The organism is Neobacillus mesonae (genome assembly GCF_023715155.1).
Classification (GTDB): Bacteria; Bacillota; Bacilli; order Bacillales; family Cytobacillaceae; genus Neobacillus; species Neobacillus mesonae_A.
In genome coordinates this window covers 60,101-86,991 of sequence record NZ_JAMBNQ010000006.1, presented here as the reverse complement: position 1 = coordinate 86,991, position 26,891 = coordinate 60,101, and the positions used below count along the sequence as shown (strand labels likewise).

22 protein-coding genes are annotated in these 26,891 nt (G+C 39.5%); 18 read left to right on the top strand and 4 right to left on the bottom strand.

From position 1 onward, the window contains the following. Positions 1-92: 92 nt before the first annotated feature. The 8 genes from M3183_RS08180 (at position 93) to M3183_RS08145 (ending at position 8,858) form a co-directional block, all read left to right on the top strand. Complete coding sequence (locus tag M3183_RS08180; RefSeq protein WP_251468359.1) at positions 93-1,088, top strand: catechol 2,3-dioxygenase; 996 nt, start codon at positions 93-95, stop codon at positions 1,086-1,088. Positions 1,089-1,122: 34 nt separating this feature from the next. Continuing rightward, the gene (locus M3183_RS08175; protein ID WP_251468358.1) at positions 1,123-2,034 is read left to right on the top strand and encodes an acetaldehyde dehydrogenase (acetylating); all 912 of its coding nucleotides are present in this window, start codon (positions 1,123-1,125) and stop codon (positions 2,032-2,034) included. Then, complete coding sequence (gene dmpG / locus M3183_RS08170) at positions 2,031-3,044, top strand: 4-hydroxy-2-oxovalerate aldolase (protein ID WP_251468356.1); 1,014 nt, start codon at positions 2,031-2,033, stop codon at positions 3,042-3,044. The genes M3183_RS08175 and dmpG overlap by 4 nt, the downstream gene beginning before the upstream one ends. Before the next feature lie 23 nt (positions 3,045-3,067). Then, positions 3,068-3,847: a 2-keto-4-pentenoate hydratase gene (locus M3183_RS08165; RefSeq protein ID WP_251468354.1), complete on the top strand. Its 780-nt coding sequence runs from the start codon at positions 3,068-3,070 to the stop codon at positions 3,845-3,847. Positions 3,848-4,034: 187 nt separating this feature from the next. Then, complete coding sequence (locus M3183_RS08160) at positions 4,035-4,826, top strand: 2-keto-4-pentenoate hydratase (RefSeq protein ID WP_251468352.1); 792 nt, start codon at positions 4,035-4,037, stop codon at positions 4,824-4,826. A 26-nt stretch (positions 4,827-4,852) separates the two neighbouring features. Next, complete coding sequence (locus M3183_RS08155; protein ID WP_251468350.1) at positions 4,853-5,053, top strand: 2-hydroxymuconate tautomerase; 201 nt, start codon at positions 4,853-4,855, stop codon at positions 5,051-5,053. Next, a complete protein-coding gene (locus M3183_RS08150) occupies positions 5,050-6,522 on the top strand; it encodes an aldehyde dehydrogenase (RefSeq protein WP_251468349.1) in 1,473 nt (490 codons plus the stop codon). The genes M3183_RS08155 and M3183_RS08150 overlap by 4 nt, the downstream gene beginning before the upstream one ends. Positions 6,523-7,340: 818 nt before the next feature. Continuing rightward, on the top strand, positions 7,341-8,858 hold the full coding sequence (locus M3183_RS08145; protein WP_251468348.1) for a malate:quinone oxidoreductase: 1,518 nt from the start codon (positions 7,341-7,343) through the stop codon (positions 8,856-8,858). Positions 8,859-9,034: 176 nt separating this feature from the next. On the opposite strand, the gene M3183_RS08140 is transcribed toward M3183_RS08145, so the two are convergent. Then, entirely contained in the window at positions 9,035-9,604 is a 570-nt protein-coding gene (locus tag M3183_RS08140) for a biotin transporter BioY (protein ID WP_251468347.1), read from the bottom strand. A 337-nt stretch (positions 9,605-9,941) separates the two neighbouring features. Here M3183_RS08140 and M3183_RS08135 point away from each other — a divergent pair, with 337 nt between their 5' ends. Beyond that, on the top strand, positions 9,942-10,478 hold the full coding sequence (locus tag M3183_RS08135) for a hypothetical protein (RefSeq protein ID WP_251468346.1): 537 nt from the start codon (positions 9,942-9,944) through the stop codon (positions 10,476-10,478). A 291-nt stretch (positions 10,479-10,769) separates the two neighbouring features. Continuing rightward, entirely contained in the window at positions 10,770-10,970 is a 201-nt protein-coding gene (locus M3183_RS08130; protein ID WP_251468345.1) for a cold-shock protein, read from the top strand. Between the two features lie 75 nt (positions 10,971-11,045). Here M3183_RS08130 and M3183_RS08125 read toward each other — a convergent pair whose 3' ends face one another. Beyond that, positions 11,046-13,058 carry a sigma-54-dependent Fis family transcriptional regulator gene (locus M3183_RS08125; protein WP_251468344.1) on the bottom strand — a complete coding sequence of 671 codons (2,013 nt, stop codon included), beginning with the start codon at positions 13,056-13,058 and terminating at the stop codon, positions 11,046-11,048. A 377-nt stretch (positions 13,059-13,435) separates the two neighbouring features. Here M3183_RS08125 and M3183_RS08120 point away from each other — a divergent pair, with 377 nt between their 5' ends. From M3183_RS08120 to M3183_RS08085, 8 genes are all read left to right on the top strand, one after another. Then, positions 13,436-15,571 (top strand): hydantoinase/oxoprolinase family protein, encoded by a 2,136-nt coding sequence (locus M3183_RS08120; RefSeq protein ID WP_285879055.1) that lies wholly within the window; start codon positions 13,436-13,438, stop codon positions 15,569-15,571. Positions 15,572-15,607: 36 nt separating this feature from the next. Then, positions 15,608-17,887, top strand: a complete 2,280-nt coding sequence (locus M3183_RS08115) for a hydantoinase B/oxoprolinase family protein (RefSeq protein WP_396953706.1) — start codon at positions 15,608-15,610, stop codon at positions 17,885-17,887. A 25-nt stretch (positions 17,888-17,912) separates the two neighbouring features. Next, positions 17,913-18,410 (top strand): acetone carboxylase subunit gamma, encoded by a 498-nt coding sequence (locus tag M3183_RS08110; RefSeq protein ID WP_251468342.1) that lies wholly within the window; start codon positions 17,913-17,915, stop codon positions 18,408-18,410. 217 nt (positions 18,411-18,627) lie between these two features. Then, positions 18,628-19,527 (top strand): selenium metabolism-associated LysR family transcriptional regulator, encoded by a 900-nt coding sequence (locus M3183_RS08105; protein WP_251468341.1) that lies wholly within the window; start codon positions 18,628-18,630, stop codon positions 19,525-19,527. Between the two features lie 243 nt (positions 19,528-19,770). Next, positions 19,771-21,207 (top strand): acylating sulfoacetaldehyde dehydrogenase, encoded by a 1,437-nt coding sequence (sauS, locus tag M3183_RS08100; RefSeq protein ID WP_251468340.1) that lies wholly within the window; start codon positions 19,771-19,773, stop codon positions 21,205-21,207. Between the two features lie 18 nt (positions 21,208-21,225). Next, the gene (locus tag M3183_RS08095) at positions 21,226-22,350 is read left to right on the top strand and encodes a succinate--CoA ligase subunit beta (protein ID WP_251468516.1); all 1,125 of its coding nucleotides are present in this window, start codon (positions 21,226-21,228) and stop codon (positions 22,348-22,350) included. Next, positions 22,347-23,237: a succinate--CoA ligase subunit alpha gene (gene sucD / locus M3183_RS08090; RefSeq protein ID WP_251468338.1), complete on the top strand. Its 891-nt coding sequence runs from the start codon at positions 22,347-22,349 to the stop codon at positions 23,235-23,237. The genes M3183_RS08095 and sucD overlap by 4 nt, the downstream gene beginning before the upstream one ends. A 588-nt stretch (positions 23,238-23,825) precedes the next feature. After that, positions 23,826-25,115: an MFS transporter gene (locus M3183_RS08085; RefSeq protein WP_251468337.1), complete on the top strand. Its 1,290-nt coding sequence runs from the start codon at positions 23,826-23,828 to the stop codon at positions 25,113-25,115. Between the two features lie 55 nt (positions 25,116-25,170). Here M3183_RS08085 and M3183_RS08080 read toward each other — a convergent pair whose 3' ends face one another. Then, on the bottom strand, positions 25,171-26,352 hold the full coding sequence (locus M3183_RS08080; RefSeq protein ID WP_251468336.1) for an NAD(P)/FAD-dependent oxidoreductase: 1,182 nt from the start codon (positions 26,350-26,352) through the stop codon (positions 25,171-25,173). 40 nt (positions 26,353-26,392) lie between these two features. Next, positions 26,393-26,824, bottom strand: coding sequence for a helical membrane plugin domain-containing protein (locus tag M3183_RS08075; protein WP_251468335.1), 432 nt, complete (start codon positions 26,822-26,824; stop codon positions 26,393-26,395). Between the last annotated feature and the right edge of the window lie 67 nt (positions 26,825-26,891).

The window sequence follows — 26,891 nt, the reverse complement described above, 5'->3', positions numbered from 1 at the left end:
AACGGTATCACTTTTCAGTATATTTAGTCAATATAATTTGTTCGTGTCTACAAAACAAAAAAATTAAAAAGGAAACTTAGGGAGGAACAAGCATGACTAATTTTAAAGAACCAATTTTTGATGTAGCACAGCTAGCACACGTAGAGATACTTTCTCCAAAACTTGAACAATCAGTTGAATTTTTCACAAGATTCCTAGGAATGGAAGTAACAGCTCGTTCTGGTGGATCCGTTTATCTTCGTGCTTATGAAGATTTCTACCATAATACTTTAAAAATCACCGAATCAAAAGAAGCAGGAGTCGCTCATGTTGCATGGCGTGCGACATCGCCGCAAGCGCTTGAGAGGCGCGTCGAAGAAATTGAAAAAACAGGTTTAGGCAAAGGCTGGATTGATGGAGATATTGGTCATGGCAGAGCTTATCAATTTTCGACACCTGACGGTCATCTAATGGAAATCCTTTGGGATGTTGAATATTACAAGGTTCAAGACCAGCAACGCTCAAAACTATTAAACCGCCCTTCAAAACGTCCAGATCGTGGTGTACCAGTTCGCCGCTTAGATCATATTAATCTAATGACTTCAAGTCCTGCAGTTGATACAAACTTTTTAATTGATAATCTAGGCTTCCGTTTAAGAGAGCAAATTCAAGATAACGGTCATGTTCTTGGAAGCTGGATCAGCGTTTCCAATCTAGTTCATGAAATTGCATATATGCAAGAACCAAATGGTATAAAAGGAAAACTTCATCATCTTTGTTACTGGTACGGTATTCCGCAAAACCTATATGATGTGGCAGACTTGCTGAAAGATCATGATATTAAAATTGAGGTTCCTCCTAATAAACATGGTGTTTCCCAAGCGTTTTGCATGTATGTGATTGAACCAGGAGGCAATCGTATAGAATTGTTCGGTGATGCAGGGTATATCATTACGGATCCGGCGTGGAAACCAGTAATTTGGGAAATGAAGGATGTTCCTGGAAATGGCGATACTTGGATTGGAACTGAATTTCCACAATCTTGGTGGACTCAAGGAACACCACTTACATCTAATAAGGCTGTTGAAAAAGAAGTTGTAAAACCTTAATTTATTGAATACGAGAAAAGCGGGGTGTAAGGTCTTGGCAAAAGTAAAAGCAGCGATTTTAGGATCGGGAAATATAGGAACAGATTTGATGTACAAAATTTTAAAAAATGATGGAAACATGGAGTTAGTGTTAGTTGCAGGAATTGACCCAAATTCTGAAGGGCTTGCAAGAGCAAAGGATAAGGGAATTACAACAAGCCATCATGGGATTGATGCGATTTTAGAAGACCCAGACATTAAGATTGTGTTTGATGCAACAAGTGCCAAAGCCCATAAACTAAATGCTCAAGCACTAAGAAAACAAGGAAAGTTAGCTGTTGATATGACTCCGGCGGCAATTGGACCATTTGTTGTTCCAACCGTAAATCTGCATGATCATCTTGAAGCGATGAACGTTAACTTAATTTCGTGCGGCGGTCAGGCAACGACTCCGCTCGTTCACGCCGTCAGCCGCGTGGTTCCTGTTCATTATGCAGAAGTTATTACGACAGCGGCAAGTCTGTCAATTGGCCCAGGAACAAGACAAAATGTTGACGAGTTTGTCCGCACAACAGCAAATGCGGTTCAACAAATTGGAGGAGCGACAATGGCGAGAGCGATTCCTGTTTTCAATCCAGCAGAGCCGCCAATCAATATGACAAATTCCATCTATGCGGTAATTAAAGAAGAATTTGATGAAGCAGCGGTAATTGAATCGGTTCAATCGATTGCAGCTGAAATTTCAAGCTATATTCCGGGATATCACTTAAAAGGGACGCCATTTGTTGATTATCGTGAAACCCCATGGGGACATTTGCCAACAGTCGTGATCATGAATGAGGTTGTCGGAGCGGGGGATTTCTTCCCAGCCTATGCCGGGAATTTGGATATCATGACTGCATCTGCCTATCGAGTTGGAGATGTATATGCAGCACATTTTCTTGGATCTAAGGAGGTAACTCGATGAAGATTCCTAGACTGACAGATACAACATTAAGAGACGGTGATCATGCCGTTAGTCATAGTTATACACCAGAACAAGTTCGCTCAATTGTAAAAGATTTAGATGAAGCAGGTGTGCCTGTTATTGAAGTTAGCCATGGTTCTGGTTTAAACGGCTCGACAATTCAGCAAGGGTTTTCGACTCATTCTGAATTTGACTTGATTAAAGCAGCTGTGGAAACAGCAAAACAAGCAAAAATTGCATCTTTATTTGTTCCAGGGATTGGAACGAGCGAAGAGTTAAGAGAGGCCGCCGAAATAGGCATTTCCTTAATCAGGATCGCCGTTCATTGTACGGAAGCAGATGTTACGGAGCAGTACTTCCGCCTGGCAAAAGAATTAGGACTTGAGACCGTTGGGTTCCTAATGATGTCGCATACCCAGCCTGCAAACGTTCTTGCCGAACAGGCGAAGCTGATGGAATCCTATGGCGCAGATTGTGTTTATGTTGTTGATTCTGCTGGAGCACTTGTTCCAAACGGTGTTCGCGAAAGAGTAACCGCATTAAAATCAGCATTGTCCATTAATGTTGGTTTCCACGCTCATAATAATCTTGGCTTGGCAATTGGTAATACGATAACAGCGCTTGAAGCTGGCGCAGACCAAATCGATGGTACGCTGAGAGGATTAGGTGCAGGAGCTGGAAATGCACCAACCGAAATCCTTGTTGCTGTGCTAAACAAAATGAACATTGAAACAGGCATCAACTTAGCGATTTTAATGGATGCAGCGGAGGAAAAGGTGGCTCGTCTGATGCAGTCTCCAATCGTGATTGACCGCGATAACTTATCGAGTGGCTATGCAGGTGTTTATAACAGCTTTTTATTCCATGTTCGACATGCTGCAGAAAAGTTTGATGTCGGTGTATCCGAGATTATGGAAGAGCTGGGGAAAAGGCATGCCGTCGCTGGCCAGGAGGACTGGATTTTAGACGTCGCGGTAGAACTAGCGCAGAAAAAAAGGTTAAAAGTTTAGTACTAGGATAAGGAGGAACACTAGTGTCAATCATTGAAGCTGCTGCCACTCGTTTATTGGAAGCCGAGAAAACAAAGAAAGTGATTGAGCCGTTAACGGTTTCCTATCCAGAAATTACCGTCGATGAAGCCTATCACACACAATTAGAGATTATCCGTAGAAAAATCGAAAGCGGCGGAATCATTGTCGGGAAAAAAATTGGCGCGACAAGCAAAGCGATTCAAAATATGTTTGGCGTCAACCAACCCGATTATGGTCATTTATTGGCAGATATGATGTATGTTGAAGGTGACGATATTTCGCTGGAACCATTTATTCAACCAAAAGTAGAATTTGAGATTGCCTTTATTTTGAAGAAGGATTTAAAAGGTCCCAATGTTTCCATTTTTGATGTCATTGAGTCTACTGATTATATCGTTCCAGCTATTGAAGTGATTGATAGCAGAATTGCAGATTGGAAGATAAAGTTTGAAGATACTGTTGCAGACAATGGTTCTTCTGCTTGTGCGATTATTGGAGGGAAACCGACAAAGCTTGATGGGATTGATCTTACTCATATCGGCATGGTCGCTTATCAAAATGGTGAAATGATTGATTCAGGTGCAGGAGCAGCCGTCCTTGGAAATCCAATTCGTTCGGTTGCATGGCTGGCGAATTCTTTAAGCAAATACAATGTCTCTTTAAAAGCTGGTGAAATTATTCTTTCAGGAGCATTAACTAGTGCCATTGAAGTGAATGTAAATGACATCTTTACTGCGGAGTTTGCTCATATAGGCTCAGTCACAGCTTCTTTTAAAGAATAAGCTCTGTTAAAGAGTGGTGTTGATTTTTTATAACCATGTTGATTGCAGCGGAAGGCACGAAGACTTCCTTGTGGAGCGAAAATCAACAGCCAAGTTTAACATAGCCAAAGAATAAAGGGAATATTTATCAGTGGGGCTCACAATCCTCTGCTGATAAATGGGATATCAATAGAAACTAGGTGAAAACATGATTAAGACGGATGTAATCGATCAAATTGCCTTTGACCTGCTTAAGGCAGAAAAACAGAAAAAACCGGTGAATAGGTTTGTTGACGTCTATCCTGAATTAGATGAAACGTTGGCTTATCAGGTTCAGGAACGCTTAGTAGATATAAAATGTAAAGAAGAAAACACCAAAAAAATAGGTCGAAAACTCGGTTTAACCAGCAAAGCTAAACAACAAATGATTGGTGTTCATGAGCCATCTTATGGAGTCTTGCTTGAAAATATGCAGTTGTTTGAAGATGAAAAGATTTCGCTTGCTCCTTTCATCCATCCAAAATTAGAGCCGGAAATTGCTTTTATTTTTAATAAAGAAGTCAAAGGACCTCATGTAACGGTCGCGGATGTATTAGCAGCAACTGAATATATTGCGCCTGCAGTTGAACTGATTGACAGCCGGTTCCATGGGTTCAGCTTTACACTTCCAGATGCGGTGGCAGATAATTCATCTTCTTCCCGCTTTATTATTGGCGAAAGATTTTATTCTCCTAAAAATTTTGATATGAAATTAATGGGAATGGTATTTAAACAAAACGGTGAAGTCGTTGCAACTGGTGCTGGTGCAGCGGTAATGGGGCATCCTGCGAGAGCGATAGCTTGGTTAGCCAATCGTTTGTATAAAGTCGGCCAAAGTATTCATCCAGGAGAAGTAGTGTTAAGCGGCTCCTTATCAGCTGCGATTAAAATTGAAGCAGGTGACCATTTCACAGCAGGCTTTGATGGCCTTGGTATGGTTGAGGCTGTATTTACGGAATAAATTTCAATGTGAAGGGAGCGGTATTTATGCCATTTATTCAAGTTAATATTCTTAAAGGGAGATCGCCAGAAAAGAAAGAACGTTTAATTCGGGAAATGACCGATTTAGTTTCTGATGTTTTAGATGCTCCCGTCCAAAGTGTTCGCGTGATGATTAATGAATTAGAGCCAGAACACTGGGGGATAGCAGGAGAATCTGTTAAGAAGAGAAATGAGGTTTCAAAATGACAAACGTACAAACCGGAGTAAGAGAAGTCGGTCTTTATATAAACGGTGAATATGTAAAAGCTAAAAGTGGTGCTGTTTTTGAGGTAAAAAACCCTGCTACGCAGGAAATCATTGCGAAAGTAAGTGAAGCCGCACATGAAGATGTGGATCGTGCTTGTCGGGTTGCTAGGGATGCATTTGAGAATGGCCCATGGCGAAAGATGACAGTAGCTGAGCGCTGTTCAAAGCTTCGCCGCATGGCCGAAATCATCCTTGAGCGGAAAGAAGAGATTGCGAGATTAGATGCAACCGATGTCGGGAAACCATTCCATTCTGCGGTCCAGCATGAAGTCCCGCGTGCTGCTAATAACATCAAGTTCTTTGCTGACTTCATGGAGAAGCAAGGCGGTGAAGTGTATCCAATGGAAGAGGAGTATTTGAATTATACCCGCTATGAACCGGTTGGTGTTGCTGCATTAATTACCCCTTGGAATGTTCCTTTTATGTTGACCACTTGGAAACTTGGTCCTTGTCTAGCTGCAGGGAACACAGCGGTTATTAAACCAGCTGAAATGACGCCGCTTTCTGTATCCCTTCTTGGAGAAATTGCCAAGGAAGCAGGGATACCAGATGGCGTTGTCAATGTAGTCCATGGTTTAGGCGGAGTCGTGGGAACTGCTTTGACTTCCCATCCCGAAGTGGATCTTGTTTCTTTTACAGGCTCGACCGCAACAGGAAAGCGAATCATGAAAAGTGGAGCAGATACGTTAAAAAAAGTTTCTTTTGAATTAGGTGGAAAAGCCGCGAATATCATTTTTGAAGATGCTAATCTTGATAAAGCTATACCTGTTTCCATTCATGCAGCATTTATGAATTCAGGGCAAGTCTGTCTTGCGGGCTCCAGAATTTTGGTGCAAAGAACCATTTTAGATGAGTTTCTTGAAAGGTTTAAGAAAGCAGCAATGGAACTTAAAGTAGGCGATCCGCAAGATGTGGAAACAAAAATGGGTCCGGTTGTCAGTGAAGAGCATTATAAAAAAGTAACAAGCTATCTTGAGATTGCCAAAGAAGAAAATGCTATGTTAATCTGCGGTGGCAAACGTCCAGATTTACCGGAATATTTACAAAAGGGTTTCTATTTAGAGCCTACGGTGTATATTCAAGAAAATCCAAAGTCTCGTATTTGCCAAGAAGAAATCTTTGGACCAATCGTGACGATCATCCCATTTGATACCGAAGAAGAAGCGCTTCGAATTGCTAATGATACAGATTATGGCTTAAACGGCGTTGTTTGGACCGAAAATCTCAAGCGTGCCCACCGAATTTCACATTCAGTTCGTGCTGGTACGATATGGGTGAACTGCTGGTTTGTTCGTGATCTAAGAGCTCCTTTTGGTGGAATGAAGAAAAGCGGGGTGGGACGTGAAGGCGGTCATCATAGCATGGAATTTTTTACAGAAGCAAAAAATATTTGCATTGCTTTGAAATAATGTAATGCAATGAAGCTGAGTTTTAGGATGGAATCATTGTTCTAGCAGGAAGCATTTCAACTGGTCAAGACATTCTTGCAGCAGATCTTGTTTATTCGGGAACCGCGCTTCCTTGCATCGGAGAATATAACAACAAGGAATAACAGAACATCTTGATGGAGTCAATGATAGAAGATATTCTTTACACTAATGTTTTGAGCGGAATCCATGCAAATTTTTTGCTTACAAGTCTGAAATGGATCGGCAGGAAAAGAGAGTGAATGTTCGAAAGCATGGAAAGATATTTGGTTTGCTGGACATGGGGTTTGGCGAATAAGTAAGGTTCAATTGATGGCTGTAACTGCAGGATAGTTACAAATCAAATATCAACGTGTTAAAAATAAAAGTAAATTCAAAGTGATTTTTGGGAAAGCTATCCATCGGCATAACAATAATATTTGTTATCCTGAAAATTGAATTGTTTAGTTTAGGATTGAATAAACAATTAGAATTTCTAATTGTTGGAAGGGATGAGGGGGAATTACTCGAATGGCGAGTGGAATGATGGTAAAGGAAACTGCTCAAATATGGGCAGTTTCTTTATTTTTTTACCAAAATAATCAAGAAGAAAAAATTTGTGTTAATATTGTAGTAAGATAACTTATAACTTTCATATAATTGTAGATATTTTAATCTATAAGTAATAGTGCTATACTATAAGTAGGTTAGTATTGGTTCGGAAATGATGTGTGGCTAAGTTACGTCCGGCTTGCTATGCTGCATAAGCAGGGACGCCTGCATCCTTTCTGTAAATCTTAGGGGATAAAAGGATGGGAAATATGAGTATTAAACAAACTGGTTCAGACGTAATCTTAATTGGCGCCGGTATTATGAGTGCTACTTTGGGGTCGTTTTTGAAAGAATTATCACCGGACTGGGAAATTACGGTGTTTGAGAAACTCGAAAGCGCAGGAGAGGAAAGCTCAAATGAATGGAACAACGCTGGAACAGGGCATTCTGCACTTTGTGAGTTAAACTACACACCCGAAAAACCTGATGGATCTATAGATATTACGAAGGCAATCAGAATTAATGAACAGTTCCAACTTTCAAAGCAATTTTGGTCTTATCTTGTAGATAGCAAACTAATAAAGAATCCGCATGACTTTATCATGCCGCTGCCTCATATGAGTTTAGTACATGGGGAACAGAACGTAGCTTTCCTGAGAAAGCGTTTTGAAGCATTATCAAAAAATCCATTGTTTAAGGGGATGGAATTTTCCGACAACCCTAATAAATTGAAGGAATGGATTCCGCTTATTATGGAAGGCCGAACTTCCAACGAGCCTATTGCAGCAACTAAAATTGACTCTGGAACGGATGTCAACTTTGGTAATTTAACCCGGATGCTGCTTGGTCACTTAGAAAATCAAAATGTTGATATTAGATATAGACACCAAGTAGAAGATATTAAACGTACCGAAGACGGCTTATGGGAATTAAAAGTATGGAACATGGAAACAGGTGCGATTGAACGTCATACTGCAAAATTCGTCTTTATTGGCGCCGGCGGCGGAAGTCTTCCTATACTGCAAAAAACAGGGATTCCTGAAAGCAAGCATGTTGGCGGATTCCCGGTAAGCGGTCTATTCCTGGTATGTAATAATCCAGAAGTTGTGAAGAAGCATCATGCAAAAGTTTACGGTAAAGCTAAAGTTGGTGCTCCTCCAATGTCTGTACCACACCTTGATACACGTTATATTGACAACAAAAGATCATTACTATTTGGACCATTTGCCGGTTTCTCGCCAAAATTCTTAAAAAACGGTTCTAATATGGATTTATTAGGTTCTGTTAAACCGGATAATGTTTTAACCATGTTAGCTGCTGGTGCAAAGAACATTCCATTAACCAAATATTTGATCCAACAGCTTATGTTATCAAAGGAGCAGCGTATTGAAGAGCTGCGGGAATTTATCCCAAATGCTAAAAGCGAGGATTGGGATATCGTAGTAGCAGGCCAGCGCGTCCAAGTAATTAAAGATACAGATGCCGGCGGAAAAGGAACCCTTCAATTCGGTACAGAGGTAATCAATGCTGCTGACGGATCAATCGCTGCATTGTTAGGTGCTTCTCCAGGTGCATCTACTGCTGTACACGTAATGCTGGATGTCATTAATAGATGCTTCCCGCAATATATCAATGAATGGGAACCAAAAATTAAAGAAATGATTCCATCTTATGGCTTGAAATTATTGGAACACCCAGAGCTTATTCGCAAGATTCAAGCTTCAACAGCTCGGTCGCTTGGCCTCAGCGATAACATAGAGCTGCAGGCTGCCGGAAGCGTATCGTAATCAAGTGTGAATTTTTGAACTTTCGGGAAATATCAAGGTCAAAGATTTAAAAATATTATTATCGAATAATATAATTGCTATTTTTCTATAAAAAAGGACTTCTCTTGTAAGAAGTCCTTTTTGCTATTTTTATTGAATCGAAGATGACGTTTGCTAATTTAGCCCATTCCGATACTTTAACCTGATATTTGATGAGCTGCCGGAAGCATTTTTGCTGATACAAGTCTTTTATAAACCGTAATGCCAATCCATGAAGCTAGAAATGCTTTAATTACCCCAACCACAATAAACGGTAAAAATCCCGAGGCAAAAGCTGTTGACCAGTTTAGGTTTGCAGCGAATTTCAGCCAGACTGTTCCGATGGATAATGTAATCAACATGGCGGCAGTATTGGCAATCATGGCTTGGGGAATGGTATATTTTGTCTTTTCTAAAATAAGGCCTGTAATAAATGCTGCTGGAATAAATCCAACAATAAAACCGCCTGTAGGCCCTACAATTACCCCAAATCCTCCAGACATTTCACTAAAAAAAGGAATTCCTGCTGCGCCCATGAAGGCATACAAGATAACGGAAAGAGTGCCATATCTAGAACCTAAAATGGTAGCCGCTAATCCAACTGCAAGTGTTTGGCCTGTAATCGGAACAAGCGGCAGCGGGATGGTCACCTGTGCCAAGATGCCAATGATTGCTGCAAATAGGGCACTAAAAATCCACATTTTTAATTGAGTATGTGATTGTAACATATTTTCCCTCCTAGACTTTAAGTAAACTTATTAATAAAAAAGGTTAACAATAAGATTATAAATCTTTAGTTAATTTGGTGTCAATCTTGTATCTATTAAAAATTGAATGTGTGACTGATGATCAGAGTCAATCAGATAGATTTTTTTAACGAATATCATTTCTCAAAAATCAATTACGACAATTTTTTGGAAGGAAAGTAGGACTTTTTAATTAAAAGCTAAGAGAATTGTTGATTTGTGGAGGAAAAAGCAGGATTTTCATTTTATAAGGGGAATATATATATATAACAACGATTTACCGGTCTATCCAATTAACGTATGAAAGAAGGTATAAGTGATGAACGAAACTTTTTTTGCAGACTATAAGAAATATATTGTTAAGCCGGTCGACGAAAAGTCAGTTGTTGAAGATGTATTTGATCCCTCAAAGTATGCTTCTCATTATATTCTGACATTGTCTCTATTCGACTCCCGCATATCGGCCTGGAGAGATGCTGGTAAATACGAAATAGATATAGAAAAAAGCATCAAAACAGTTTTGAAAGATTTCAATAAAAAACAGCGTAAGTCCCGTTATCTGCAGCTGCTTGAATTAGATAAGTTTCAAAACTATTTTGTATTGGCACTTTCCACGAAAACAAAATGTCAATCAGAAGAAGAACATGAACGTATTGCTTTTATTGTTGATAATATCATCATGAATCCATTTTATGTGGGGCAGCAATGGTTTAATTTAATTGGAGAAAAAGGGAAAGTCGAACGTAAGCTGTTTTCCTTTTCTTTTAAAAAATATGATATAGGTGTCCAAGAGCACCCGAAAAAATATGAATTAATACCCAAAAATGGGGAAATGAAGCTGATTAAAACCCTTTAATAGAGCGGTATTCTGTTTAGTGCAAAACAAATTAACAGAATGTTCTAAATAACAGAATATACAAATTACTAATTTTGAAATAAATGAGAAAAATGCAGCTGGACTTATATTTTTTAAAATTTCACTATTTATTTTTACAATCCTTGCATATTTTAAAAATAAGTGGTATGATAGTAAAGAATTATTTTTGTTCAGTGTAAAAAATCGCATAAGTTTATCTTTTCGTCTTTGGATCACTGAGGTCAAGGATAGTATTATAATGTGTGTGTTATACACTAGGAGGCAACATAAATGGAAAATGGTAAAGTAAAATGGTTTAATGCAGAAAAAGGTTTCGGATTCATTGAACGTGAAGGCGGAGAAGATGTATTCGTTCATTTCTCAGCTATCCAAGGCGAAGGTTTCAAATCTCTTGATGAAGGTCAATCAGTAACTTTTGACGTTGAGCAAGGTCAACGTGGACCTCAAGCTGCAAACGTTCGTAAAGCTTAATATAAATAAGAGGCAGGCTCTTTCTTAAGAGTCTGCCTCTTTTTTTTCGGATCATTGATAAACAAAAAACTCTACTCACAAATGAGCAGAGTAAGGAACCATTCTGTCCTTTAAATTATATTTTTTCAACTTTCGATATAGAGTGGATCTTGCTACATTCAATTCTTTTGAAACAGCGGAAATATTCCAGCCTGTTTGGATTAAAAGTTGTCGTATTTGCTCCATTTCTGTTTTTTCGATAATAGAAAAACCGGAAGGCTTTTGTGTTTTTTGAAAATACTTGGTTTTTAGTTCTGCTAAATAGTCAGGTAAATGTCTTTTTTCAACTTCAGATGAATCACAAAAGATAACGGCATGTTCCAGTGCATTTCTTAATTCCCTTATATTTCCCGGCCATGTATAACTCAAAAAGAAATCTTTTGTTCTCTCTGTTAAACCCATAGGCATACGTCTTTTATACTTTTGCGCAAATTGATTCAAATAGTAATTACTGATAGGTATAATATCTTCTTTCCTTTCTCGCAAGGAAGGAATGGAGATGGAAATGACATTTAATCTGAAAAATAAATCCTTTCTAAAAAGTCCCTCGTCAATCATGGCTTTTAAGTTTTTATTCGTTGCTGCAATGACTTTTACATCAATCTCAATTGGCTTAGAAGAACCTAGTCTGGTAAATTCCTTTTCCTGAAGCACTCTAAGTAAATGAACCTGCAAATCAATGGGCATTTCACCGATTTCATCCAAAAAGATGGTCCCGCCATTTGCCTCTTCGAATTTTCCTCTTTTCCCGTCTTTTTTTCCGCCTGTAAATGTCCCGCCTTCATAGCCAAAAAGTTCACTTCCTATTAGTTCTTTCTGCACAGCACCACAATTAATGGCGATGAAAGGTTTATCATTTCCTGAACTTCTTTCATGAATATGCCTTGCAATAAGCTCTTTACCTGTGCCTGTTTCACCGGTTAACAAGATAGGGGCGTTGATTGGTGCAACCTGTTCGCATTTATGTAATATATTTTTTATCATTGCGGATTCGCCTATAATAGTACGTTCTTTTAAAGAGCGCACAAGGGATGAGCTCTGATGATTCTTTTCTTTGAACATAATTATATAGCCAATTTCTTCTCTATTTAAACTGATGGGTTTGGCACCTTTAAATTGGTAACCATTCTTTTCTGCTTCCTTAATGAGCTTTGTATGGTAAGCAGTTTGATTGGCTGCCGTGTTCATGCTTTGGAAAAGATCCTTTATTTGCGGGTGATTTTCAATATTCATCATTTTTTTAAGTTTTAACGTTTCCATTAGTACTGGATCGCCATTTATAAAAACAAACTCATTACTAAAGACTAAAATAGGATTATCTTTCCATCGGGTTTTACTATGATGATAGTATTCTTCTAGATGGAAATATTTCTCTTTATACATGGTAAGAAGCTCTTGTTCAATGATCTGTGCCAGGGACACCGCTAAACCAAGTGTGTGTGGCTGGGTGCTGGGCCAAAGGCCGGTAAAGTCGATAGCACCAATTACCTTTTTCGTGTATGGATGGAAAATGGGTGAGGATGAGCATGTCATTGGATGGAAGCCTTCACAAAAATGTTCAGCAGAAAAAACTTGAATAGGCTTTTTGGAAATAATACTTGTACCAATAGCATTGGTGCCAGCCGCATTTTCACTCCAATCCATACCTGGTAAGAAATTCATCTTTTCAGTTTTTCTAATAATATCCGATTCGCCTTTTAAATAAATCATATTTCCATTTTCATCATTTAACGTAATCAAGTAGCCAGTCCCAGCTAATTTATCAAAAATGTTATCAATGATTGGTTTGGCTGCACGGTAAAGGTCTGATTCTGATAGGAGTTTTTCTAGTTCCAATGTAGTAAGTACGTTTTTGGCTTGTTTTTGTCCAGGGTTCAAACCAATAGACTGACAACGGCTCCATGAATGTAGTATTTCACTGCGGACGGAGGCTAGCACATTTTCATTTAAAGAAGGGTTAGTTATAAAGTTTTCCCATGTTTTTCTTAATTCGTCTACTTTGTGAAACAAATCCTGTGTGGAAAAAACGGAGAGAAAAGAGTTTATCAAACCTTTTAAACCTCCTCAAAATATTTTAAAACAATCTGAACCAGCAAAATTATACGCTTTAAGAGGATTGAAGCGATCTAGGAAGACGATTAAAAAATACGAATTAATAATCACTTGATTATTCTGTATATTCATAATATTAGACCAACCTTGAATTTATATCAATAATAATGTTCACTGTTTTAAGTAAAACAGTGTGTTTCGCTACAGTGTAGCGAAACGCTACAAGACAATTCCCAAAAAAACGTTGAAATTTTGAATATTAACGAGAATGGAGATTGGCACGCTCCTTGCATTATAAAAAGTAACAGCAAAATAAGAATAAATAGTCTTACTTAGACTGCTGTTAAATTTTTCGCTAGAAGGGAGATTTTTATTTGGCCAGATCACAAATTCTTGCCATTGATGCAGGGGGCACAATGACAGACACATTCATTATTGATGAAAAAGGAGATTTTGTTGTAGGCAAGGCACAAACAACACCTTTGGATGAACATATTGGACTATTAAACTCTGCTAAAGATGCCTTAAGCCAATGGAATGCCAAAGTAGAGGATGAATTCCCAAATCTTCTTGCCGGAGTTTATTCTGGAACAGCGATGCTTAACCGTCTAGTTTCAAGAGTTGGCCGCCGGGTCGGCTTAGTCGTGAACAGAGGAATGGAGGATAACCATCGAATGGGACGCGGACTTCAATCCTTCCTTGGCTATTCCTACTCGGACAAAATTCATATTAATACACATCACTTTGATTCTCCTCTTGTGCCTAGGAAATGGACAGTCGGTGTAACAGAGAGGGTAGACCTGTTTGGAAATGTTGTTATTCCTCTTTATGAACATGAGGTGGAGCCGGCAATTCAAAAACTGATTGATGAAGATGTTGAAGCAATTGTCATCAGTTTGCTTCATTCCTATAAGTATCCTGCACATGAGAGAAAGGTACGCGATATCGCAGAACAAATTGTTAAAAAGGCAAATAAAGATATTAAAGTTTTTGCAACGGTAGACTATTATCCTGTGAGAAAAGAATCTCACCGGACCAATACAACAATTGTTGAGGCATATGCAGCCGAGCCATCACGGCAGACATTAGCAAACATTGACACTGCCCTAAGAGAAGCAGGAACTAATTTTGACCTGCGGATCATGGCCAGCCACGGGGGCACGATTAGCATAAAAGCAAACGAATTAGCGAGAACCTGTGTTTCCGGACCAATTGGCGGAATGGTTGGTGCTAAATACTTAGCGGAAAAGCTTGGATTAAAGAATGTTGCTTGTTCAGATATCGGCGGAACAAGTTTTGATATTGGCCTAATTACTCAAGGTGAGCTTTCAATCAATACAAGTCCAGACATGGCCCGCCTTGTCTTGTCCCTGCCGCTTGTTGCAATGGATACAACAGGTGCTGGTACAGGAAGCTTTGTCCGCATCGATCCTAACTATGGAAATATTACACTGGGACCTGACAGTGCGGGATCACGTGTAGGTGTTTGTAACCCAGGCGGAGGCATTGACACGGTCACTGTTTCAGACTGCCACGTTGTTCTTGGTCTCATCAATCCAGATAACTTTATCGGTGGAGTCATCAAGCTTTCTAAAGAAAAAGCTTATGAAGCTGTTAAAAAACAAATTGCTGATCCGCTTGGCTTATCTGTGGAGGATGCAGCATACGGAGTTATCGAACTATTAGAATCACAGCTGCGCAACTATCTGGAGTCTATGATTCTAGGAAAAGGCTATTCTCCTTCACAATATGTCTGCTTCTCTTATGGCGGGGGAGGGCCGCTTCATACAGCCGGCTATACAAAGGGGCTGGGTTTTGAGGAAGTTCTTATTCCTGCCTGGGCTGCCGGATTCTCGGCATTCGGCTGTGGTGCTGCTGATTTCGAATACCGCTATGATAAAACATTAGATATTAATGTCGCTGAAAAAGCGGAAGACTCTGATATTTTACTGGCTGGAAAAGAACTTCAGGGAGCATGGGATGAATTAAAGAAAAAGGTAACAGAAGAGTTTAAGAAAAATGATTATGCACCGGAAGAAGTTGATTTCCGTCTTCTATACCGTATGCAATACCAAGGCCAATTAAATGATTTGGAAATTGAGGCACCGATTTCAGCTTTCCATTCTGTTGATGATTGGGAAAGCCTTATCAAGACGTTTGAAGAAACATACGCAAGAGTTTACGCACGAGCTGCCCTTTCACCAGAGCTTGGCTACTCCATTACAGGTGCGATTGTCCGAGGAGTTGTTGAGGTAGCAAAGCCGCAGATTCCTGAAGAGCCAATATATGGAGAAACTCCTCCAGCAGATGCTTTAGCAGGATATCGTCAAATTTATTGGAACGGAGAATTCCTGCCGGCAAAAATTTACGAAATGGAAAAATTGATGCCAGGGAACCGTATTCAGGCGTTTTCTATTTTGGAATCTACGGCAACTACATTAGTTGTCCCTCTTGGCTTTGAAGCATATCTTGATGAGCACCGGATTTTCCATCTAAAGGAAATGAAGTAACGAGCTTATTTTAAAAATATGAAGGAGGTACTGAATTTGGCTAAAACTATTAAGGATCATCAACAAACAAAGAAGGCAATCGGCTGGGACGGAAAAACGCTAAAGCAAATGCGAAGAGAAATGAACGACATCAGTAAAGAGACGGGACATTATGCTGGTTTAAGAACACTTCCATTTAAGGAAACCGATCCCATTCGTTTTGAAAAAATCTACTCCAAGCTCCGCGGCGGGGTCGTACATGCTAGAGAAACGGCAAAAAAAGTTGCCGCTTCGCCAATCGTTGAGCAGGAAGGCGAGCTTTGCTTCAGTTTGTACACTCCTGAAGCCGACTCCATTGTTACTTCAACCGGCATCATTATTCACGTAGGAACAATGGGGGCAGCCATTAAATTTATGATTGAAAATGATTATGAAGATAATCCAGGAATAAATGATAAGGATATTTTCTGTAATAACGATAACCATGTAGGAAATGTTCATACATGTGATGTTCATACATTAGTTCCAATTTTCTGGGAAGGTGAAGTGGTTGGCTGGGCTGGCGGCGTAACCCATGTTATCGATACAGGAGCTTCTGCACCAGGAAGTATGCCAATGGGACCTGTCCAGAGATATGATGACGGTTATCAGGTAACGTGCCGAAAGATTGGGCAAAACGATACACTTTCTAAAGACTGGATTCTTGAAAGCACCAGGTCTGTGCGTGCGGTTAAATATTGGACACTTGATGAAAAGACCCGCATTGCAGGCTGTCATATGATCCGTGACCTTGTTCTTGATGTTATCAAGGAGGAGGGCGTCGATAACTATAAACAATTTATTCGTGAAATTATTGAGGATGGCCGCCGCGGTTTCGTAAACCAGGTGAAAACGATGTTGATTCCTGGAAAGTACCGTCAAGCATCTTTTGTTGACATTCCGTTTAAGGACCTGGATCTGCCATCCTTTGCAAAGCTAAATACGATCATTCATACACCATCAGAAATTACGGTTCATAAAGATGCAAAGCTTGAAATTGACTTTGAAGGGGCAAATCGATGGGGCTGGCATCCGTTTAACGCGACACCTGTATCCATTACGAGCGGAATTTGGGTCATGCTTTCCCAAACATTGGTACCAAATGACCGGATTAATGATGGTGCCTATTATGCAAGTAAATTTGGTATCCCGTATGGTTCGTGGTTTAACCCGGATGATATTCGTTCGGCCCATTCGAATACTTGGCATGCGCTTGTGGCCGCTTGGTCTCCTTTATGGCGGGGATTAAGCCGTGCCTATTTCGGACGCGGATATTTAGAAGAAGTAAATGCTGGAAATGCTCATACCTCCAATTGGCTCATGGGCGGAGGATATGATCAATATGGCCAATTATCTGCCATGAACAGTTTTGAAACCTCATCCTGCGGGGTTGGAGCCAGTGCTGTTCAGGATGGAATCAGCCATTCGGCCGCTCTTTGGAATCCAGAAGGCGATATGGGCGACATGGAAATTTGGGAGCTCTTAGAGCCGCTGATCTTCTTAGGAAGACAAATTTTACCTGGATCGGGCGGTGCAGGTAAATACCGCGGCGGAAACGGCTGGCAATCACTTCGTTTAGGATGGGGAGCAAAAGAATGGACAATGTTCGTCGCCGGTGCCGGAGTCATGGCAACAGATTGCGGTTTAATGGGCGGATACCCGGCATCTTCAGGATATCGATTCCAGGCTAACAAAACAAACATTAAAGAGCGTATTGCTAAAGGACTGCCGCTCCCATTAGGCGGCGATGTGGATCCTGATAATCCAATATATGAGGATAATATGGAAGCTGAGGTTATCCACCGCGACAGGCAGGCCGTGTCTACGCAAGAGCAGTTTGGCGATTACGATGTGATTATGAACTATCTCCGCGGGGGTCCAGGATTTGGCGATCCGCTTGAAAGAAATCCAAAGCAGGTTGAAAGTGACTTAAATGAAAAGTATATCCTGCTGCGCTATGCGGAACAAGTATATGGGTGTGTCTTCGTGGAAGAAAATGGCGTCTACACCGTTGATTTAAAAGCGACGGAAGAAAAACGCAAAGAAATCCGCAAGCAGCGTTTGGAGCGCAGTCAGCCTGTAAAAGAATGGATGCAAGAAGAAAGAACAAAGATCATGAACGAAGACGCTTCTATTCAGGTTAGACATATGTATGCGCAAAGCTTTGCCTTAAGCGAAAAATTCACCGATGAATTCAAGGACTTCTGGAATATCCCTGAAGAGTGGATGATCTATGAGGATGATTTGGGGGTCCCTACTCTTGGGGCACATATCAATCGTTTCAAGCAAAAGAAATAAAAAATGAGACAAAGAGGTGAATGGCGTGGCAAAATACGATAAGAAAAGAATAAATGAGTTAATTGAAGGGACATTAGAGTTTTATCAGTTAAAGGAAATGATGTCCAGCCATAAAGACCCTGAACGATTCGAACTTTATCGGGAGGTTTTGCAGGATCGGGTGAGCTGGGATGATCCAATCCTTCTTCCATATGGCTTGCATTTATATATTGTACAAAAAGCAAACGGAGACCGCATTGTTAAATGTGACTGTGGTCATGAATTTTGCGATTACAAAGAAAATTGGAAGCTTCACGCTCGGATTTTTGTTCGGGACACTGAGGAGAAGATGAACGAAATTTATCCAAAATTAATGTCTCCTGATCCAGAATGGCAGGTAATTAGGGAATATTATTGCCCTAATTGTGCAGCACAGCTGGAGGTTGAAGCAGTTCCTCCTTGGTATCCAATTATTCTTGATTTTGAACCGGATATTGATACGTTCTATAAAGAATGGATAAAAAAACCACTGCCAAAAGCATAATGTGAAACTTCAATCAGCGGGGGTTGACTTTCCGTCAATGTGTAATGCATAGATTTAAGCGGCGATCCAAATGGACCGCCGCTTTCTGCTTTACAACCTTACTAAAGTACTATTTTATTTCTGTAATTATCGGAATATATTGATAAATAAAAGAATGATTGTTAAACTATTACTAAATAATGGATCGGAGCCACTCCAAAGGAAGGAACTACAAGGGATGAATTTTGAACATCTGAAAGTATTCCATACTGTAGCTCGTGAAAAAAGCTTCTCCAAAACTGCGAAAATCCTTCATATGTCACAGCCTGCTATCAGCCTTCAAATCCGGCAGCTGGAAGAATCTCTTAATACCAAACTATTTAAAAGAACAACTAGAAAGGTAGATTTAACGCAAGCAGGCGAAATCTTGTTTCAATCTGCTGAAAAAATATTTTATATCGTTCATCAAACTGAAAAAGATATTACATTGCTGTCTAATTCTATTCACGGTGTTTTACATATTGGCGCAAGTTTGACAATGGGAGAACATATCCTCCCGCAGGTGATTGGAAATTTCAAGAGGGAATTTCCAAATGTGCAAATACTATTGGATATTAACAATTCAGAACAAGTGATAGAAAAGCTGATTAACGAGAAAATTCATATTGGATTTGTTCAATCCATGATTAATTATCCTGAATATCGGCAGCGCATTTTCTTTGAGGACGAGTTAATCATCATTGCCGCAAATGATTTTTCATTGCAAGATTCGATGGAATTGGGAAACAGCCTGACCCTGGAGGATATTTATACTCTTCCATTTGTTTTTCGTGAATCAGGATCAGGGACCAGGCAATTATTTGAAGAACAGTTAATAAAAAATAATATTGATCCATCAAAACTGCATGTTATTCTTGAATTGGACAATACACAGTCAATCAAATCGGCCGTGGAAGCAGGTATCGGTATATCAATAATTTCAAAAGCATCTGTTCAGCATGAACTTTCGCTAAAAACAATCCGGCAATTAACGATTCAGGGTTTAAATTTAAAGAGATATTTTTATTCGGTTTATGATGAAAAGAAATTAACACCGGCTGGTGAAACTTTTCTATCATTTATCCATTATGAACTTTGATGGTAAAAGAGATATAGTAAACTAGTTCTAAAGACCAACTCTATCATTCGAGCTGGTCTTTTTTATTACCTATGGAAACTGTACGAAATGATTCATAAATATTTCAGATAAATTTAATTTTATATTAGAATATATTGAATATTATAAATATATTGAATTTTGGGGAGCACATCCATTATGATTAAACATGCAAGCCCAACCTTTTGGGCTGGTTAAGAAATGAATGATAGATGGAGGGGTTCCATGGAAGAGGTTAAAAATCGTGATAATCAAACGGTCGAAGTAAATGTTCAAGAAACAGTTTCCGAAATGGTAAGAAAAGCAAAAGCGGCGATGAATTCCTTTTATAACTACAGCCAGGAACAGGTAGATGAAGTGGTTCAAGCTGTTGCCTGGGCGATCTATAAACCCGGTCATGCAGAAAAATTGGCTGAAATTGCCTTAAAAGATACAGGGTTAGGCCGTTACGAAGATAAGGTTACGAAGAAAAGACGGAAAACGTTAGGAACACTCCGGGACCTGAAAGGAGAAAAATCTGTCGGTATCATTAATATTGACGAAGCAAAGGGCATAACAGAAATCGCTAAACCAGTTGGCGTTGTGGCTGCTGTTGTACCTTCTACCAATCCAGGTGCAACGCCTGCTAATATTGCTATGATGGCACTAAAAGGGCGGAATGCAATCATTATTGCGCCTTCACCAAAAGGACATTCCACAAGTCAATTACTTCTCCAATATATACACGAAGAATTTGAAAAAATCGGTGCGCCAAAAGATCTATTCCAAATACTACCTGCCCCAGTAAATAAAGCCATTACAAAAGAATTAATGAGTCAGGCTGATTTTGTAACAGTAACAGGTTCGGCAAATAATGTCCGTAATGGTCAAACGTGCGGCAAACCGAATGCCTGTGTAGGAGCCGGAAATGTTGTTTCTATTGTAGATGCCTCTGCCAACATTGAAGAGACAGCCAGGAGAATTTTCTTAAGTAAAACCTTTGATAATGCCACTAGCTGCTCAAACGATAACTCAGTTGTCATTGAAGAAGCAGTTTATGATCAGATGATAGAAGCACTGGAAAAACAGGGTGGATATCTCTGTAATGCCGAGGAAAAAAAGCGTCTGCAGGAGGCAATGTGGATAGATGGAAAAAGAAATCCACGCACCACGGCCAAAGATCCCAATGTGATTGCTAAGGAGGCAGGTCTGGATAATGTGAATGCCCAAAATGCGTCCTTCTTCATGGTGAAAGAGACCGGGGTAGGAAAAGATTATCCATTTTCCGGTGAAAAGCTGGCTGTAGTTCTAACGGTTTATAAAGCCAAGGATTTCCAAGAAGCAATGAAACTAACAAAGAAAATTTTAAATTACCAGGGAAAAGGACACTCCTGCGGACTGCATACTACCAATGAAAAACATATAGAACAGATTGGATATGAAATGGATGTATGCAGATTATTGATTAATCAAGTTCAAGTGTATGGTAATGGCGGTAATTTTAATAATGGACTAAACTTTACCCTTTCTATGGGCGGAGGTTCATGGGGAGGCAATAATATCGGAGAAAATTTATCTTATAAACATTTTTTAAATATTACAAGAGTTTCCCGGGTTATTCCGGAAGTAGTTCCGACAGAAGAAGAGTTGTGGGGTAATTATTGGAATAAATATGGAAAGTAATCCGGAGGTGATGGATTGATGAAATTATTCGAATACCAAGCTAAAGAGCTATTTGAACAAATTGAAATTCCTGTACCAAATCGTACGTTCATTAAAGGACTTGAAGGAATGGCGGAAGCAGCAGGCCAAATTGGTTTTCCTTGTGTTTTAAAAGCCCAGGTGCTGCAAGGCGGAAGAGGGAAAGCGGGACTTATTAAGCTGGTTTCAAATATAGAGGAAGCGTCAAACCAGGCGGAATCCATTTTTTCAAAAGCGAAAAATATGTCCGGTCTTTTGATTGAAGAAGCTATTCAAATCGAAAAAGAACTCTACGTTTCGATTACAGCTGATCCCGTAACAGGAAAAGCCATGATGATGGCCTGTTCCGAAGGCGGCATGGATATTGAGGAAATTGCCAAAGACATTCCGGAACGAATCCATAAAATTTATATTGATCTTTCAAAAGGGATCCAACCTTACCAAGTGCGCGGCCTTTTATATGAAATGGGAATAGATGAAAAATTAATAGGGCAGGGGACTAAAATTTTGCAAGATTTGTATAATGTCTTTAGAACCTATGAAGCTGAATTAGTGGAAATTAATCCATTGATTGTAACCAAGGATGGAAAATTAATAGCAGGGGATGGGAAAGTAAGTATAGATGATAATGCCTTATTTAGACATCCCCAGTTTAAGGCGACTGAGGCCTATTATGAAAATGATGCGGAATATGAAGCGGCGGAGGAAGGAATCCCATATATCCAGTTTGATGGAGAAATCGGTTTAATGTGTGCCGGTGCTGGTTTGACAAACACGGTCTTTGACCTGGTGAATGATTATGGTGGTAAGGTTGCTAACTATCTTGAATTTGGCGGACCTAATTATCGTAAGGCGAAGAAGGCAATGGATATTATGATGAAAAATGATATAAAGATTCTGCTGATCGTAACGTTTGGAACCATTGCAAGAGCTGATGTGATGGCAGAGGGAATTGTAGAAGCCATTAAAGAACTCAATCCACCTTTTCCAATTGTTGCTGCCATTAGGGGAACTGGCGAAGAAAAAGCTCATGAGCTTCTTCGAAGTGCAGGGATTGAGCCATTAATCGATACAGAAGAGGCGGTCAAGAAAGCAATAGCACTTTCTGGGGGTGTAAAACAATGAGCATTATCCTAGACCAATTTACACGGGTATTGGTTCAAGGTATTACGGGAAAGGAAGGAAGCTTCTGGACAAAACATATGATTGATTATGGCACAAATGTTGTGGCAGGTGTGACACCTGGCAGGGAAGGGCAGTATGCTGCCGGTGTACCAGTTTTTCATACTGTTGAAAGGGCTGTAAGAAATATACCGGTAGATGCTTCCTTATTGTTTGTGCCTCCGCGGTTTGCAAAAGAAGCCTTATTTGAAGCACTTGATGCCGGAATTAAGAAAGTGGTGATTCTATGTGACGGTATTCCGCTGCATGATGCACTGCAGATGAGAAAGGCAGCCATTGATGCTGGTGCTATGGTCATTGGCGGAAATACTTCAGGGATTATATCAATGGGTCAGGCAATGATGGGATTTTTCCCGTATTGGCTGGAACGTGTGTACCGGCCAGGACGGATCGGCATTATGACACGAAGCGGTTCCCTTACAAATGAAGTAACGGCTGAAGTGGTAAGAGCTGGCTTTGGAGCCTCGTCACTTATCGGTATAGGCGGTGACCCCGTCCCATTGACCCGGTTTGCAGAGGTGCTGCCATTATTCCAAGCAGATCCAAATACAGATGCTGTTGTGTTGATTGGTGAACTTGGGGGCACCATGGAGGAGGAAGTGGCCGAAGCCATTGAAAAGAAAATCTTTACTAAACCGCTGGTTGCCTTTTTAGGCGGCAGAACCGCACCAAAAGGGAAAAAAATGGGTCACGCAGGTGCTATCATAACGGCTGGAAAAGGGACAGTTCAAGACAAAATGCTGGCATTAAGAAATGCTGGAGCTCTTGTTGCCGAACGTCCAAGACAGGTTGGCACACTATTGGAATCGATTTTAACCTCCAAAATTTGATCATGTTTTTTCTTAAGGCTGTTTTCGTAAACTATGTTGTTATGCCAAGAAAAGCAGTGGTTTATTCTATTTAGGAATAAGCGGACTCTGCGAAAAAGCTGGATTACAGGATAGCCCCCTTGGAAGTAAAAAATAAGCGGAGGTTTTCCCGTTATTTGCAAAATTAAGGCTTAAATAGTAAAAAATAAGCGGAGTTTTTTCCGTTATTCAATAAAAAGCACCCGATTTTAGCAGTTTAAAATCAAATAAGGGAAATTCCTCCGTCTATTTCAGCTAATTAACATCCAATTTCCTAAATAAGGGGAATTTCTACCTCTATTTTTTGAACGAATCTTAAAAAGGGTGCAAAAAGCAACAATCTTTTAGAAAAGAGCCTTTCTTAAAAACTGAAAGTGCTTACAACGGATAAGGAATATTCCTGAAACACCTGGACAGGAATATTCCTTACCATTCTTCACTAGTCTAAATGTAAGCGTTTTAAAAAATACAAATAAAGGATGTGATAAATACCAAAAAGCGGCGGGTGCTCATAAGCAAATTATATGTTGAGATTTTGAGCAAGGCAAAACCAATAATAGGGGGAAAGGTATGAAGAAAAAAATCCCAGTTGGAACTAAGGTGTTATTTCTTCTATGTGCCATGTACTTCATTACCTACATCGATCGTGTTAACATTGCCACTGCAGCTCCATTCATAGAAAAAGATTTAGGATTATCAACAACGGAAATGGGTTTTATCTTATCTGCATTTGCATACCCATATGCTCTTCTTCAGATTTTCGGTGGTTGGATTGGCGATAAGGCTGGTGCTAAGAAAACTCTTACCTTTGTAGGTCTGATTTGGTCTTTAACAACAGCTTTAACCGGTATGGTAACAGGATTAGTCAGTGCTATATTAGTTAGAATTGGCCTTGGCTTCGGCGAAGGAGCAGCCTTTCCTACAGCTACAAAGGCAATGTCCCAATGGCTGCCAAGAGAAAAATTTGGTTTTGCACAAGGCATTGTCCACTCAGCTTCCAGGCTTGGAAATGCTATTGCACCACCGGTTATTGCTCTATTTATTGTTGCTTTTGGCTGGAGAGAATCATTCTTTATTATGGGTGCAATCAGTATTATTTGGATGGTGGTCTGGACTTTGTATTTTAAAGATAATCCGAAAGACCATCCTAAAATCACTCCAGAGGAATTAGCCACATTACCTGTTTATGAAGAAAATCATCCTCAATCTAAAAAGATCATCCCTTGGAAAAAACTATTTAAGCGAATTCTTCCTGTTACATTTGTAGACTTTTGTTATGGATGGACCTTATGGGTATATTTAACTTGGCTCCCGTCGTTTTTATTTACTGCTTATCATTTGAATATTAAGAGTTCAGCATTATTTTCAGCTGGTATTTTATTATCTGGGGTTATTGGTGATACTTTGGGAGGAGTATTATCTGACCGGATTTACAAAAAGACAAAAAACCTAAAGTTTGCTAGAAGATCAATCCTTATCACTGGATTAGCAGGGTCGCTGATCTTTTTATTACCAACCTTATTTGTTCATAACCTTACTTTAATTGCCATATCCATGAGCTTGGCCTTTTTCTTCCTTGAGCTTTGTAATGCCAATTTATGGGCAATCCCGATGGATATAGCTCCAGATTATTCTGGAACAGCGAGCGGCATGATGAATACTGGATTTGGAATAGCAGGTATGGTGTCACCAGTTGCGTTTGGATTTTTAATTTCACTCTCAGGAAACTGGCAGGTTCCATTTGTTATGTCCGTCATCCTATTACTAATTGGCGTGTTTGTAACGTTAACAATCGACCCGTCTAATAAATTGAAAATGGATTCTGATCAGGACAATACCGATTTGACAACTCCAATGTAAAATATAGCTAAAAAAATAGACATTAAGCTAATCGCTTAATGTCTATTTTAATGAATTAATATGCTAAATTGTACAATGCTTTAATATGTGATAAGTAACGTACATTACTTGCTTCCTTCATTAAGCTTGCAGGAAGACCTTTAAGTGAAATATTATTAGCACCTACAGTAGCAACTGCGTCTTTGCGTCCAAGGCTTGCAAGAGTACCTGAATTAACTGGAGAGAATTTTTCCATTTCTTTTCCGTTTAAGTAGGCATATAAGTTGTAACCAACTAGTTCGCCCATCTGCCAAGCATTTTGTGCAGTTGGAGCATATGGACGTCCGCCTTCTGGAGGGAATGCAACAGCACTATCACCCACAACAAATACATCTTGGTGTGATTTAGATTGCAGGAATTCGTTAACGGTTGCTTTACCGCGGTCAACTTCAAGTCCTGATTCGCCAACGATTGGAAGTGCTGCAACACCGCCTGTCCAAATAAACGTATTAGCAACGATTTTTTGGCCGTCTTTTAATTCAATTTCATTACCTTTAACACCTGTAACAGGAAGTCCTGTTAAAAATTCAACACCACGTGCTGATAAGCTTTCCATTGCACGCTCGATTAAGTGGTCTGGTAAAACCGGAAGAATTTTTGGCGCAGCTTCAACAAGCTTGATTTTTAATTCGTCTGCACTTACCCCATATTTTTTTGCAATCTTAGGGAAGTTGTCAATGATCTCACCAACAAGTTCAACACCGGTTAGTCCGCCGCCGCCAATAACAATGGTTGCATCAGCTTGATTTTTTGTTTCAGCATATGAACGAATACGGTCTTCGATATGTTGATTAATTTTGTTAGCATCATCTACTGATTTTAATACCATGCTGTTTTCTTCAAGTCCTGGAATACCAAAGTAACCAGTTTTACTTCCTAGAGCAACGATTAGTACATCATAGGATAATTGTGAACCGTCAGCAAGTTTGACTTCTTTCTTATCAACGGAGAAAGATTCAACCTTAGAAATTTTAATGTTAACGTCAAGTCCTTTGAAAAGTTTTTCCAATGGAATGGAAATTGCTTGTTCCTTAATAGTTCCACCTGCAAGACGGTGTAATTCAGTAATAATTTGATGTGTAGGGAACTGATTAACCACTGTAACTTCTGCTTCATTTTTATTTAAATATTTACGTAATGTTAATGCAGAAAGTACACCGCCGTACCCTGCACCTAAAATGACGATTTGTTTTGACATTGATAAGCCTCCGTTCTTCCTAAATGCATTATTGAAATGATTATTTTTGATTATTTTGTTCGTTGCTGACTTGAAGATAAGCACTTAAAAATCTGAAAAGCTTTTGTGCCTGTGGATCTTTAAGCATTTTTAAAATGCCGAACAGTCCAATTGCTTCGTGATTTACTTCAGCACGATCTTTTGCTTCAATAACATTTGCAGCAAGGTTTTTAACGGAATCTTTTACAGGTGTTGCGATTTCTGAAATGGCGTTGACAGTATCATTTTTTAATACCTCATCAGTTGAAACTAATTGGAATAAATCATAAACCTTTGTTAAATTATTCACTAATTCGGTCAATTTTGGTAACTGCTCAACTAATGTAGTCAAAGATTCCTGTACTTCGGGTTTTAAAAGCTGATCAAGTACATCCAGTTTTTCTTGACTGGCTGTCTTTGTTTCCTGCTGTGCCGCTAAAGTGGTAGTTGACATAATTCAATTCTCCTTTGCATTAACTATTCTAAAAAGAAAACATAGATAGACCATTAAGAAATTACTT